The 13,122-nt window shown below is 33.7% G+C and carries 14 protein-coding genes; all 14 read left to right on the plus strand.

Features of this window, described 5'->3' with window-relative positions; translation table 11 throughout:
* Positions 1-1,305: aspartate--tRNA(Asn) ligase (gene aspS, locus NTU58_03870; protein ID MCX6764805.1), on the plus strand; the 1,305-nt coding region annotated here is incomplete at its 5' end.
* A 3-nt stretch (positions 1,306-1,308) separates the two neighbouring features.
* A complete protein-coding gene (locus tag NTU58_03875; GenBank protein MCX6764806.1) occupies positions 1,309-2,283 on the plus strand; it encodes a serine hydrolase in 975 nt (324 codons plus the stop codon).
* A gap of 1 nt (position 2,284) precedes the next feature.
* On the plus strand, positions 2,285-3,415 hold the full coding sequence (locus NTU58_03880; GenBank protein ID MCX6764807.1) for a hypothetical protein: 1,131 nt from the start codon (positions 2,285-2,287) through the stop codon (positions 3,413-3,415).
* Positions 3,416-3,419: 4 nt separating this feature from the next.
* Complete coding sequence (locus tag NTU58_03885; GenBank protein MCX6764808.1) at positions 3,420-4,751, plus strand: hypothetical protein; 1,332 nt, start codon at positions 3,420-3,422, stop codon at positions 4,749-4,751.
* Positions 4,744-4,875: a hypothetical protein gene (locus NTU58_03890; GenBank protein MCX6764809.1), complete on the plus strand. Its 132-nt coding sequence runs from the start codon at positions 4,744-4,746 to the stop codon at positions 4,873-4,875. Before NTU58_03885 ends, NTU58_03890 begins: the two co-directional genes overlap by 8 nt.
* A 104-nt stretch (positions 4,876-4,979) precedes the next feature.
* Positions 4,980-5,441 carry a DUF192 domain-containing protein gene (locus NTU58_03895; protein MCX6764810.1) on the plus strand — a complete coding sequence of 154 codons (462 nt, stop codon included), beginning with the start codon at positions 4,980-4,982 and terminating at the stop codon, positions 5,439-5,441.
* Complete coding sequence (rlmN, locus tag NTU58_03900; GenBank protein ID MCX6764811.1) at positions 5,431-6,435, plus strand: 23S rRNA (adenine(2503)-C(2))-methyltransferase RlmN; 1,005 nt, start codon at positions 5,431-5,433, stop codon at positions 6,433-6,435. The genes NTU58_03895 and rlmN overlap by 11 nt, the downstream gene beginning before the upstream one ends.
* A gap of 40 nt (positions 6,436-6,475) precedes the next feature.
* Positions 6,476-6,805, plus strand: coding sequence for a nucleoside triphosphate pyrophosphohydrolase family protein (locus tag NTU58_03905; GenBank protein ID MCX6764812.1), 330 nt, complete (start codon positions 6,476-6,478; stop codon positions 6,803-6,805).
* A gap of 8 nt (positions 6,806-6,813) precedes the next feature.
* Complete coding sequence (locus tag NTU58_03910) at positions 6,814-7,341, plus strand: hypothetical protein (protein MCX6764813.1); 528 nt, start codon at positions 6,814-6,816, stop codon at positions 7,339-7,341.
* A 22-nt stretch (positions 7,342-7,363) separates the two neighbouring features.
* The gene (gene murD, locus NTU58_03915) at positions 7,364-8,704 is read left to right on the plus strand and encodes a UDP-N-acetylmuramoyl-L-alanine--D-glutamate ligase (GenBank protein MCX6764814.1); all 1,341 of its coding nucleotides are present in this window, start codon (positions 7,364-7,366) and stop codon (positions 8,702-8,704) included.
* Positions 8,695-9,807: an FtsW/RodA/SpoVE family cell cycle protein gene (locus NTU58_03920; protein ID MCX6764815.1), complete on the plus strand. Its 1,113-nt coding sequence runs from the start codon at positions 8,695-8,697 to the stop codon at positions 9,805-9,807. Before murD ends, NTU58_03920 begins: the two co-directional genes overlap by 10 nt.
* 68 nt (positions 9,808-9,875) lie before the next feature.
* Positions 9,876-11,036 (plus strand): undecaprenyldiphospho-muramoylpentapeptide beta-N-acetylglucosaminyltransferase, encoded by a 1,161-nt coding sequence (gene murG, locus NTU58_03925; GenBank protein ID MCX6764816.1) that lies wholly within the window; start codon positions 9,876-9,878, stop codon positions 11,034-11,036.
* Positions 11,037-11,038: 2 nt separating this feature from the next.
* Entirely contained in the window at positions 11,039-12,631 is a 1,593-nt protein-coding gene (gene gltX / locus NTU58_03930; protein ID MCX6764817.1) for a glutamate--tRNA ligase, read from the plus strand.
* A 1-nt stretch (position 12,632) separates the two neighbouring features.
* Complete coding sequence (locus tag NTU58_03935; protein MCX6764818.1) at positions 12,633-13,100, plus strand: hypothetical protein; 468 nt, start codon at positions 12,633-12,635, stop codon at positions 13,098-13,100.
* The last annotated feature ends 22 nt before the right edge of the window (positions 13,101-13,122 follow it).

Below are 13,122 nucleotides of genomic sequence, written 5' to 3' on the forward strand. Positions count from 1 at the left end.
GGCTGGATAAATTCGCGGAGAGATCACGGGAAAATAGTTTTTTTTGATTTAAGGGATTTTTCGGGGATTTTACAGATAGTTTCAAAACCAGAAATTGCCGAAGGCGTTGGCCTGGAATATGCCGTTGAAATTGAGGGAACGATACAAAAGAGACCTGTAAAAATGATAAATCCGGAAATTGAAACGGGCAGCGTGGAATTAAGCGCAAAAAGTATTAAAATTTTGGCAAGGGCCCAAGTTCTTCCTTTTGATATTCGCGATTTAAAAGCAACTCTTCCGACTCTTTTAGATTACAGGCCCATAACCCTGAGAAATGAAAAAGTCAGGGCTATTTTTAAGATAAGAGAAGGAGTGATAAATAGTTTCAGAAACACGCTCAAAACTTTGGGTTTTTATGAATTTGAAGCTCCGACAATTGTTCCGGCAAACGCCGAGGGGGGCGCCGCCGTATTTCATATTGATTATTACGATAAAGACGCTTATTTAGCCCAAAGCCCTCAACTTTACAAACAAATACTGGTGGGAGCCCTTGAAAGAGTTTTTACCGTAACGAATATTTTGAGAGCAGAGCCCAGTATAACAACTCGTCATCTTTCTGAATCAACCAGCTTGGACGCTGAAATGGGATTTATCGATTCTTGGCAGGATTTAATGGATGCTTGCGAAACAATAATTAAAAATATTGTTTTAAATATCCAAAAAAATTATAAAAATGAACTCAGGGTTTTGAAAGCCGAAATTCCTCAAATTGGGGAAAAAATTCCCAGAATAAAAATGAGAGAAGCTCAAGGAATAATTTTTGAAAGAACCAAAAGAGATAACAGGCAAGAACCTGATTTGGAGCCCGGCGACGAAAAAGAAATTTGTAACTTTGCCAAAGAAAAATATAATTCTGATTTTGTTTTTATAACTCACTATCCGACTAAAAAACGCCCTTTTTATACTTATCCGGACCCGGAAAATGAAAATTATACGTTAAGCTTTGATATACTATTTAAGGGTTTGGAAATCGCCAGCGGGGGACAAAGAATAAATGATTATGAAAAGTTGAGGGAAAATATCAAAAAATGGGGAAACAACCCAAAGGACTTTGATTTTTATCTGCAGGCATTTAAATACGGCATGCCCCCTGAAGGCGGTTTTGCTTTTGGAGCCGAAAGAATCGTGAAACAATTTTTAAATTTGGAAAATCTCAGGGAAGCCAGTTTTTTTCCGAGAGACATGGAAAGAATAGACCTGAGACTTTCTTTGACTGAAGAAAAAAATAAAATAAAAGGTAAAAAAACAAAAAAAGAGAAAAAATAAATTATGTCCAAAACTTCCAAGTTTTTAATTATTTTTCTGATTAGTTTCGCCGGCTGGTGGGGAGTGAATTTGCTTTATCAAAACTTGGAAGAAGTTTATTATTTCAATGAAGTCAGTAAAAATCCTAAATTATTTTTAGCTCAAATAAATATAAGTCCCGAGACAAAATTAATTAATCAAGTTGTTGAAAAATATCCGGAAATAAAAAACTTGGAAATTGAGGCGACTTCGGCCATTTCTTTTTTAATGCCCGAAAGCGGGGAAGGTAAGATTATTTTCCAAAAAAATATTTACGAAAAAAGACCGATTGCTTCTTTGACCAAGTTAATGACCGCTTTGGTGGCTAAAGAACTTTACAGGCCCGAGCAAATCATGATTGTAAGCGAAGAAGCAATTAATCAAGAAGAACAAACCGGTGACTTTAAAACAGGAGATGAGCTTTCTTTAAATGAACTTTTGCATAGCGTGCTTATTGAATCCTCCAACGACGCTGCCTGGGCGATAGCTGAAGGAAAAATGGTGGGAGCGGAAAACTTTGTCGGAGAAAAGGGTTTTGTAGAGTTAATGAATCTGGAAGCCCAAAATTTAGAAATGGAAAATACCAATTTTGTAAATCCCACGGGTCTGGACGGCCAAGAAAATTATTCCACGGCCCAAGACCTGTTAAAATTGGTTCAGTATATAATCAAGAAACATCCCGATATTTTAGATATCACCCAGAAGAAGTCTCATGAGGTTTTAAAGCCGGATGGAACCATTCATCATTTTATTCCCGAGAACACCAATAAATTATTGGGTCAAAACGGTTTGGAAATTGTTGGCGGGAAAACTGGATTTACCGAAGAAGCCGGCGGATGCATAATTTTAGTTTTAAAGGAAAAAGAGGGGGATTACTTGATCAGTTTAATTTTAGGAGCTAAATCCCAGGAAACAAGATTTGAAGAAATGAAAAAAATAATCGAGGCAATTAATAAATAATATGCCTTTGAATTTTAACGTAATAAAATTATTAAGCTTGGCAGCCACGGCTGCGTTTTTTGCTGTTTTATGGGCGCCCCTCTTGATTAATTTTCTTTATAAACATAAGCTTTGGAAAAAAGAAGCAAGAAAATTAACAATTACCGGAGAAGAAGCGACATTTTTTTACAATCTTCATAAAGAAAAGGAAGTAAACACCCCGCGCTTCGGCGGTTTTTTGATTTGGGTTACTACGCTTTCAGTTATTTTTTTGTTTTGGTTGATTTCCAAAATATCAGATAATGTTTGGCTAAAAAATTTAAATTTTCTTTCAAGGGGAGAAACTTGGTTGCCTTTGTTTACTTTAATTACGGCTTCCCTTGTCGGACTGTCTGATGATATTTTGCAAGTTTGTTATCATCAAAATTCAGAAAGTCCAAGATCAAAAATTGTTAAAGGAATTAAAAAAATTATTGACTTTGCTTTCGGCAAGGGAAAATATATCGGCGGGGGATTGGCCTTCAAGAGCCGGCTTTCAGTGGTGGCCTTAATAGGAGCTGTCGGGGGTTGGTGGTTTTTTGCAAAACTGGGCTGGGACACAATTCACATTCCCTTTTTGGGCGATTTTTCCATCGGAATTTTATATATTCCTATGTTTGTCTTGGTTATGGTCGCTTCCTGGTCCAGCGGAATAATTGACGGATTAGATGGCTTGGCCGGAGGCGTTTTTGCTTCAATTTTTGGCGCTTTCGCCATCATTTCTTTTGCTCAAGACAAAATAGATTTATCGGCTTTTTGTGCGGTAATTTCCGGAACTCTTTTTGCTTTTTTGTGGTTTAATATCCCGCCGGCCAGATTTTACATGGGAGAAACCGGCATTCTGGGGTTGACTTCTACGATGGCGGTGGTTGCTTTTTTAACCAATTCAGTAATGGTTCTGCCGATAATAGCCGGTCTTCTGGTTATGGAATCAGGTTCGGTAATTTTACAATTGTTATCAAAAAAAATAAGAAAGAAAAAAATTTTCCTTTCCACTCCTATCCATCACCATTTTGAAGCTTTAGGCTGGCCTTCTTATAAAGTAACAATGAGATTTTGGATAATAGGCGTGGTTTTAGCGTTAATAGGAGTGGTTATAAAGTTATTGGGATAAAAAAATGAATAGGATTGATTTATTAAGAAAAAAATATAAAAAGTTTGTTTATTCGGGATATGCTTATAAAATAACCGGAGAAGATTTAAAAATTTTCTTCAATTTTTTTATTGAGCCCGATATTTATTTTAAACCCGGCTTAACCATAAAAAATATTGATAAAAAGAGATTTTTGAATATCGATAAAAAAATTATCGATAACTTGGTTTTTCATTTGGGACTGATAGAAATGCCCAGTTATTGGAAGTCAACCTGTTCTCCTCAAATTGAAATTAAAGCGGGGGAGCTGGATAAAGAACAAATTAATTGGTGGAAAAATTTAATAATCAAGGGTTTGGGCCAGTTTTTTTATGAAAACAAAATTAACTGGAAAAATAAAAATTTTCTAAAAATTTCATCTTTAAGGCCCGAAAATCCAGAATCCTTTAAAATTAAACTTAAAAACAGGCATTTGGTGCCATTCGCCGGAGGCCGAGATTCAATTGTCACTTTGGAAACGCTAAAAAAACAATCCATTGGCCGGCAAAAAGAAATTTCCCTATTTACGGTAAACCCGATAGAAAAAATTCAAAAAACCGTAAAAGTTTCCAAAATTAAAAAACAAATTATAGTTAAAAGGGAAATTGATAAAAAACTTTTAGAGTTAAACAAAAGGGGTTTCTTGAATGGCCATACTCCCTTTACGAGCGTTTTATCTTTCGTATCTTTATTTTGCGCTGTTATTTTTGATTATAAAAACATCGCTTTTTCAAATGAAAAGAGTTGCGACGAAGGAAATGTTAAATATTTGGGGGTTACAATCAACCATCAATGGGCAAAAAGTTCTGAATTTGAAGAAATGTTTAAAAAATACGCAAGAAAATATTTAGTCAAAGATATAAATTATTTCAGTTTTTTAAGAAAATACAATGAACTTGAAATTTCAAAAATGTTTACAAAATATTCAAAGTATTTCCCTGTTTTTTCTAGCTGCAACGCCGGCATGAGGATGAACTCAGCCGGTTCCCTTGAAGCGAAAAAAAGATGGTGCGGCAAATGCCCGAAATGTTTTTTTGTTTATTTAACCCTGTATCCTTTTTTGGACAAACCGGAACTTCGTAAAATTTTTGGCCAGGATCTTTTTGAAAAAAAAGAACTGCTGTCTTTGATGAAAGATTTAATAGAAAAAAATAGAACCAAGCCCTTTGAATGCGTTGGAACAAAAGAAGAAAGCTTGGTTGCCATTTATTTAAGCTGGAAAAAAGATAAAAAAATTAAAAAATTGCCGGTTCTTTTGCGATATTTTGAAAAAGAAATTTTACCTAAATACATAAAAAAGGAGGGAAAAAATGGGTAAAAGAAAAGATATTTTTAATTCAAAAATCAAGCACTTGAAATTTAAAAACGAAAAAGGACAAAACAACAAAGAACATAAATTGAGAAAAGAAATTGAAAAAAAGTTTTTGAAAAAAATAGAATAAAAAAGGGTGGAATTTCACCCTGTTTTTTATTGTTGTCTTTCTCAAAGACCCTTTGCCCTCTTTTCTTAGGGCGAGAAAGCCGTCATAATGAATAGAAGATTTTTATGAAAAAAATGATTGTTTTTATAATTTTTATTTTAATTTTTTCAATGTTTTTATTCTTAACACTATTCAATAAAAATCCAAGCAAGCCGGAGAACAAAATTTTTTTTAAAGAGCATTGTTTTTTCGTAGAATTGGCTAAAACCGACGAAGAACTGAAAAGGGGGTTGATGTTTAAAAAAGAACTAAACCCTGACAGCGGGATGCTTTTTGTTTTTGATAAAGAAAAAATATATCCTTTTTGGATGAAAAATACTTTAATCCCTTTGGACATAATTTGGTTAAACGAAGAAAAAGAAATAGTTTTTATGAGTAAAAATACACCACCCTGTTTTGAAAACAATTGCAAATCTATAGTGCCGGACAAAGAATCAAAATATGTTTTGGAAATAAGCGGAGGGGTTTCAGATAAAATAAACCTTGAGATCGGAGATAAATTAATTTTTAACATAGATGAACATTGATAATTTGGAAAAAATTTTAAAAGATGGGCCTGAATACAGGTTTAAACAGGCCAAAGAAGCTATTTTTAACCGATTAATCCAAGACTGGCAAGCGTTAAGCGTTTTTCCTTTAGAATTAAGAGAAAGACTAAACAAAGAATTTCCTCTTTTTATAAAAGCTGATTTTTTAGAGTCTAAAGATAAAAATTCAATAAAGTCGGTGATTGAGCTGAAAGACGGTTTCAAAATCGAAACTATTTTAATGCGCCATCAAGATGGCCGTAATACTGTTTGTGTTTCTTGCCAGGTGGGATGCCCTTTGGCTTGTCAGTTCTGCGCCACGGGTAAAATTGGATTTAAAAGAAACTTGAATTCTTGGGAAATTACAGAACAGGTTTTATTTTTTAACCGTTATTTAAAAAAAGAAGCAAAAAGAGTAAATAGCGTTGTTTTTATGGGAATGGGGGAGCCGTTTTTAAACTATGATAACGTTTTAAAAGCAATAAAAATCTTAAACGATAAAAATTTTTTTAATATCGGGGCTAGACACATTTCAATTTCCACGGCGGGTATAGTTGAAGGAATTGAAAAATTATCAAAACAAGGCCTTCAAATAAACCTGGCTGTTTCCTTACACGCTCCAAACGATGAATTGAGAACAAAGATTATGCCCATAAACAAAAAGTATCCACTAGGGGTTATTTTTAAAGCAATTGACCTTTATATTAAAAAAACAAAAAGAAAAGTTATGTTTGAGTATCTTTTGATTAAAGGTTTAAATGATTCTGAAAAATGCGCTTTGGAATTGGCAAAACTGATGAAAAAGCCGCTTTATTTTTTAAATTTGATTTTATACAATCCAACCGGTGTTTTTAAGCAGTCTTTGCCTGAAAAAGTTAATAAATTTAAAAAAATATTGGAAAGCAGGAGAGTGCAATTTGTCCAGAGGTATCGATTTGGAGAGGATATCAAGGGGGCCTGCGGACAGCTTATATATAAAGAAAATAATAATTAAGTTATAATTGAATAGAATAAATAAAATTATCATTAAAATTATGGATTTTAAAGAATATCAAAAACTTTCAAGAAAAACCGCTATTTATCCCAATAAGGATAAAAATTTTATTTATCCCACCTTGGGGCTGGCCGGAGAATCAGGAGAGGTGGCCGAGAAAGTTAAAAAAGTAATCAGAGACAATAATGGCGTTTTTGACGAAAAAAGAAAAGAGGAATTAAAAAAAGAACTGGGAGATGTTTTGTGGTATCTATCTCAAATCGCCACTGAGTTGAACCTGTCATTGGAAGAAGTGGCTTTATTTAACATTGAAAAATTAAGCTCCAGGCAAGAAAGAGGTAAAATATCGGGCAGCGGAGATAACAGATAATCAATAAAATGAAGAAAAAAATCAAAAAAATTAAAAAAATACCGGTAAAAAAGAAAAAGAAAATAGAAAGGAAAGAAATTAAACCTCAAAAATTAAAAATAAATTTTGATTGCCAAAAAACCCTAAAAGTTGCTTTTATTGTTTCAGCTTTATTGCTAAGCTTTTCCGTTCTTTATTATTATGTTTTTTTCCTTCCAACAATTGAAAAAGAAAAATTGGAACAGCAAAAAGAATTCGAACAATTAAAATTAAGCCAAGGGACAATTGAAAACAAAATTAAAAACGAAACAGAAGATAAACAAAAAGAAGAATCTAAAGAAATATCATTGGCCGATTGCTTAAACACGGCAAAAGAGGCCTATTCTGAGGTTTTTGAAAAAGCCATAGAGAGTTGCAACGCAAAAGAAAATAATAAAGAAAAATACGATTGCACCTCTATTTTATTAAGCGAAACTCAAAAAGGATTGGAAGAGTCCCAGGCTGAATGTTTAAAAAATGATGAAATCAAGGACGAATCAAGTATAACTAACCCCTAAAACACGATAAAATAATCAAAAAATGAATTTTAACAATTTTAAAGATAAAAAAATATTAATTTTGGGTTTTGGCATGGAAGGAAAGGACAGTTTATTTTTTTTAAGAAAATTTTTTCCGCAAAAAATTCTGACAATAGGGGATAGGACGGAATTTAAAATTTTTGACCAAAAAACTCAAAAATTAATCAAAAAAGATAAAAATATCAGGTTAGACCTCGGAAAAGATTATCTTAAAAACCTTAACAAATACGATATTATTATAAAATCGCCGGGGATTTCGTTTTTTTTGCCTGAGATTAAAAATGCTCAAAAAAAAGGCAAAGTTTTAACTTCTCAAACCAAGATTTTTTTAGAAAATTGCCCTTGTAAAATTATTGGGATAACAGGCACCAAGGGAAAAAGCACAACTACTTCTTTAATTTATCATATTTTAAAAATAGCCAATTTTAAGGTTCATTTGGTGGGAAATATAGGAAAGCCGGTTCTTTCTTTGCTGTTAAAGGCGAAAAAAAACGATATTTTCGTGAATGAGTTATCCAGTCATCAATTATTAAATATCAGAAAAAGCCCCAAAATTGCCGTATTTTTAAACATTTATCCTGAACACTTGGATTATTACCCCGGCTTTAAAGATTATTTTGAGGCAAAAACAAATATAACCAAATTTCAGACCAAAAACGATTACTTTGTCTTCAATAAAAAACAAAAACTGATTAACGACCTTGCGAAAAAATCTAAAGCCAAAAAAATTCCATTTAACACAATAAACATCGAAAAGATAATAAAAACAAAGGATATTCCTTTAATGGGAAAATTTAATCTGGAAAATATTAGAGCCGCGATTGCAGTTTCCAAAATTTTTAACGTTTCCGATGAGATTTTCGCCAAAGCGATAAAAACATTTAAAGCCCTGCCTCACCGCTTGGAATTCATAGGATGCTATAAAGAAATAAAATTCTATGACGATGCTATCGCTACCATTCCTGAAGCAACAATCGTTGCGATGGAAACTCTGGGAAACGACGTTCAAACCATACTTCTCGGCGGCTTTGAAAGAAATCTTGATTTTACCGAATTGGCTAAAAAAATATTAAAAAGCAAGATTCAAAATGTAATTTTATTTCCCACAACCGGAAGTCGAATCTGGGAAGCGATACAAAAAGAGGCTGAAAAAGAAAAAAAGAAAAAATCACTGGAAAGTTTTTTTGTAAACAGCATGGAAGAAGCCGTAAAATTGGCCTATTCAAACACAGACAAAGGTAAAATTTGCCTTCTCTCTACCGCCTCTTCCAGTTTCAGTATTTTCAAGGATTACAAAGAAAAAGGGAATCTTTTTAAAAAATACGTAAAAAAATGGGCATAAAGCCAAAAATCGATTATTTTTTGATGGGAATCGTTGGATTTTTGTTGTTTTTGGCAATTTTAGTTTTAGCTAGCGCTTCAGCTTCCTTGTCCCAAGAAAAAGTTGGAATCAGCAGTTATTATTTAAAACACCAAATTTTATTCGGCATCCTTCCCGGACTTCTTTCTCTTTTATTTTTTTTAAAAATTAAAAGAGAAACCCTGGAAAAATTGATTTTGCCTCTTTTCTTAGTAAGTTTATTTTTTTTGATATTAGTTTTTGTGCCGTTCTTCCAATCCAGCGCGAAGGGAGCGAGCAGATGGTTTAGTTTTGGACCGATTACTTTCCAGCCTTCGGAATTACTTAAGATTAGCTTTATTCTTTATCTGGCAAGCTGGTTAAAAAGCAGGTCCGATTTTTCTTCAAAAAAAGAAAATCGGCTTTTGTCAAAAAATCTTTTGGTATTTCTGGTTATTTTATTACCGATAATTATTTTGTTAATCAAGCAGCCCGATTTGAGCACCTTGGTAATAATTTGTATCACCGCTTTTTTAATGTATTTTTTATCCGGGGCTCCCATTAAACAAATTTTTCTTATTTTACTGATGGGGGCTTTGATTTTATCTATTTTTATTTTTTTCGCTCCATACCGGTTGGATCGTTTTTTAGGTTTTTTAAATCCGGAATTGGCGGATTCAATGGGAAAAGGATGGCATGCAAGGCAAATTTTAATTACCATTGGGTCGGGCGGATGGAAAGGGCTGGGATTGGGTTTGAGCCGTCAGAAATTCGGGTTTTTGCCCGAAACAATGTCAGATTCAATTTTTGCCATATACGCCGAAGAACTGGGATTCATTATAAGCGCTTTTTTAATCTTTTTGTTTTTGCTTTTTTTAAGACAAGGGTTTAAAATTGCAAATAGAGCAGATAATTCCTTTCTAAAGCTCGCGGCTTTTGGAATTACCTGTTGGATAACGCTTCAGGCTTTCCTTAACATCGCCGGAATGGTTGGTATTTTTCCTTTAGCCGGAATACCCCTGCCCTTTTTAAGTTATGGCGGATCGGCCACGGTGGCTGAGTTGACTGGAGTCGGAATATTATTAAACATTTCTAAAAAATCTTAAAAATAATAAATATTTCTAAACGAATTTAAAAATAATAAATATTTCTAAACAATTTTAAAAATAAAAATATGAAATTAGTTTTTACCGGCGGCGGAACAGGAGGGCATTTCTTTCCCATTATTGCCGTCACCAGAGAGCTCGGCGGACTTCAGGCTCAAATAAATAAAGATTCTAAGAAAAAAAGAAAAATAGACCTTTTTTACATCGGTCCCAAAGATTACTTAAGCTTGGATTTGGAAAGAGTGCTTGCCCAAGAACAAATTACAATTAAAAGTATATTGGCCGGAAAAATTAGAAGATATGGGGGTTTTGGCGCTTTTTTCAGAAATTTTATTGATATTTTTAAAAATTTTATCGGGACTTTTCAGTCTTTCTTTTTACTGTATTTTTTGGCTCCCGATGCTATTTTCAGTAAGGGCGGTTACGGAGCTGTTCCGGTTATGCTGGCGGCCAGGCTTTTAAAAATTCCTATTTTTATCCATGAATCGGACGTTATTCCGGGACTATCCAACAGACTGTTTAATAAATATGCCTCTAAAATATTTCTTTCTTTTCCTGAAACTGAAATTAAAATTTCAAAACCTGAAAAAGTTTCTTTGGTTGGAAACCCGGTTAGAAAAGAATTATTGGACGGTTCCGCTGAAAACGCAAAGAAAATTTTCAATTTAACTTTTGAAAAACCTGTAATTTTTATCATCGGCGGTTCTCAAGGAGCTCAAAAAATAAACGACGCCGTTCTGAACGCTTTGCCTCAAATGCTGACTGATTTTGAATTAATTCACCAAGTAGGACCCTTAAATTTCAAACAGGTTGTAAAGGAAGCCGAGGTCATGATAAAAGAAAACATGAAGAAGTACTACCATCCTTATCCTTTCTTAAAAGAAACCGAATTAAAATACGCTTATGCTGTTTCCGATCTGATTATTTCTCGCGCCGGATCGGGTACTATTTTTGAAATTGCCGCTTGTAAAAAACCTTCTATCTTGATTCCTTTATCAAATTCTGCGCAAAATCATCAGGTTAAAAATGCTTACGCTTACGCAAAAAATAAAGCTACGGTAGTGGTTGAAGAAAATAATTTAAGCTCCAGTTTCTTTTTACAAATAATAAAAAACATAATTCAAAGCCCGAGCGAACAGGAAATTATGAAAAAAGCCGCGGAAAATTTTGCAAAACCGAACGCTGCAATGGAAATAGCAAAATACATTATAGATTATCTTTATCAATAACTATGCCCAGAAGTAAAAAACAAAAAAAACCCGAACAAATCAGGGTCAGGAACGCGCCTTCGCCGACCGGATTTTTGCATTTAGGCAGCGCCAGAAACGCTCTTTTTAATTTCCTTTTTGCCAGAAAAAACGGGGGCAAGTTTATTTTAAGGATTGAAGATACCGATTTGGAAAGGTCAAAAGATGTTTTTGATAAAGACATAATAACCCAACTCAAATGGCTTGGAATAGAATGGGACGAAGGACCTGTTGAAGAAAATAAGATAAAATATAAAGGAGAATACGGCCCTTATCGACAAAGTCAAAGAAAAGAAATCTATAAAAAATACATTAAAAAACTGTTGGAGGAAGGCAAGGCTTATTATTGTTTTTGCTCCGAGGAAGACCTGGAAACCCAAAGACAGTACTTAATGTCAATCGGCCAACCTTCAAGTTATTCGGGAAAGTGCCGCGACCTGCCTCAGGAAACCGTTAAAAAATATCTGGACGAAAAAAAACCCTATATTATCAGATTGAAAATGCCGGCTAAAAAAATAGCTTTCGATGATTTAATCAGGGGAAAAATAGAGGTTGACTTGGGGCTGATAGGAGATATGGCAATTGCTAAAGACGAAGAAAACCCTTTTTATAATTTAGCGGCGGCGATTGATGATTATGAAATGAAATTTTCTCACATCATAAGGGGAGAAGACCATATATCCAATACTCCAAAACAAATCGCTTTGCAGGAAACCTTGGGATTTCCATCTCCTCAATATGCCCATTTGGCTTTGGTTTTAGGACCCGACCGCAGCAAGCTGAGCAAAAGACACGGAGCAGTGTCGGTGGGTGAATATCGAAAAGAGGGCTATTTACCAGAAGCTTTAATAAATGCCATCGCTTTTTTGGGCTGGAATCCGGGAACAGACAGAGAAGTTTATTCTTTGCCGGCTTTAATTAAAGATTTTTCTTTGGAAGGATGTCAAAAAGGAGGAGCTATTTTTAACCTTCAAAGATTGGAATGGCTGAATGGATTTTATCTTCGCCAAAAAACAGCTGAAAAAATAACGGAACTTTGTCTTCCTTATTTGATTGAAGCCGGCTTGATTGAAGAAATTGAAAATAATTTCGGCAAAACAAATGAATTAAACCACTCTAACGGATTAAAACTTTTTGAAGCCAATAAATTCAGGATTAAAGAAACAAAAGAAATAATAAGTTTTGATTGGTTAAAAAAAATAATGGTTATTTATCAGGAAAGATTAAAAAAATTGTCGGAAATCGTTGAATTTACCGATTTTTTCTTTAAAGAGGTAAAAATTGAAAAAAGCCTATTACAATGGAAGACAATGACCGACCAAGAACTTAAAGAAATGATTTCCAGGTTAGAAATAATATTTTTGGAAATTGAAGAAAACAAGTTTTTAAAATTAGATTTGGAAGCTAAAATAATGCCTTTGGCCCAAGAACAGAAAGACAGGGGAAGAATGCTTTGGCCCTTGAGGGCCGCTTTAAGCGGGAAGCGAGCTTCGGCGGGACCTTTTGAAATTGCCGAAATTCTCGGCAAAAAAACGGTGCTGAAAAGATTGGCTCAAGCAAAAAAATTATTTAATTGATATGCAAAAAAAACAAGTCGGATTTTTTCTATTTTTTTTAATAATTATTTCTGTTTTTCCGTTTTTAATTTCGAACGGAGTAAAGGCTGAATTAACTCAACCAAAAACAATAGAGGAATCGAAGGGCTTTTTTGAAAAAGCAATAAAAGTGATAATAGAAAAAATACCCGCCATCATAAAAGGAATGTGGAAAAATGAAATTTTACCGATTTGGCAAAAAATGTGGGGCTGGGTCAAAAATTTTTGGAACAATTTCTTTGGCGAAAAGTTGCATAATTTTTGGTATTCTTTTTTAAAACCAAAAATTAATTTATTGTTAGACAAAATCAGGGCTTTATTGGGAAACACCATTGAAAAAGAAAAACCCATAATTGAAAGGGAACTTGAAAAAGAAAAAGAAGAAATAAGAAAAGATATTCCCACGAGTACCAAGTCCTATATAGAAAAATTCAATGAATTACTAAAATAAACCAGAGGTTTGATTCGATGAA

It is taken from the genome of Candidatus Nealsonbacteria bacterium, from assembly GCA_026396195.1.
GTDB lineage: Bacteria > Patescibacteriota > Minisyncoccia > Minisyncoccales > JAGGXC01 > JAPLXH01.

Bases quoted from the DNA above. Each gene is read 5' to 3' on its own strand.
- rlmN (MCX6764811.1), top strand. From the start codon at position 5,431: ATGAACATTGATAATTTGGAAAAAATTTTAAAAGATGGGCCTGAATAC.
- NTU58_03910 (MCX6764813.1), top strand. From the start codon at position 6,814: ATGAAGAAAAAAATCAAAAAAATTAAAAAAATACCGGTAAAAAAGAAA.
- NTU58_03890 (MCX6764809.1), top strand. From the start codon at position 4,744: ATGGGTAAAAGAAAAGATATTTTTAATTCAAAAATCAAGCACTTGAAA.
- NTU58_03920 (MCX6764815.1), top strand. From the start codon at position 8,695: ATGGGCATAAAGCCAAAAATCGATTATTTTTTGATGGGAATCGTTGGA.
- NTU58_03935 (MCX6764818.1), top strand. From the start codon at position 12,633: ATGCAAAAAAAACAAGTCGGATTTTTTCTATTTTTTTTAATAATTATT.
- NTU58_03885 (MCX6764808.1), top strand. From the start codon at position 3,420: ATGAATAGGATTGATTTATTAAGAAAAAAATATAAAAAGTTTGTTTAT.
- NTU58_03895 (MCX6764810.1), top strand. From the start codon at position 4,980: ATGAAAAAAATGATTGTTTTTATAATTTTTATTTTAATTTTTTCAATG.
- gltX (MCX6764817.1), top strand. From the start codon at position 11,039: ATGCCCAGAAGTAAAAAACAAAAAAAACCCGAACAAATCAGGGTCAGG.
- murG (MCX6764816.1), top strand. From the start codon at position 9,876: ATGAAATTAGTTTTTACCGGCGGCGGAACAGGAGGGCATTTCTTTCCC.
- NTU58_03875 (MCX6764806.1), top strand. From the start codon at position 1,309: ATGTCCAAAACTTCCAAGTTTTTAATTATTTTTCTGATTAGTTTCGCC.
- murD (MCX6764814.1), top strand. From the start codon at position 7,364: ATGAATTTTAACAATTTTAAAGATAAAAAAATATTAATTTTGGGTTTT.
- NTU58_03905 (MCX6764812.1), top strand. From the start codon at position 6,476: ATGGATTTTAAAGAATATCAAAAACTTTCAAGAAAAACCGCTATTTAT.
- NTU58_03880 (MCX6764807.1), top strand. From the start codon at position 2,285: ATGCCTTTGAATTTTAACGTAATAAAATTATTAAGCTTGGCAGCCACG.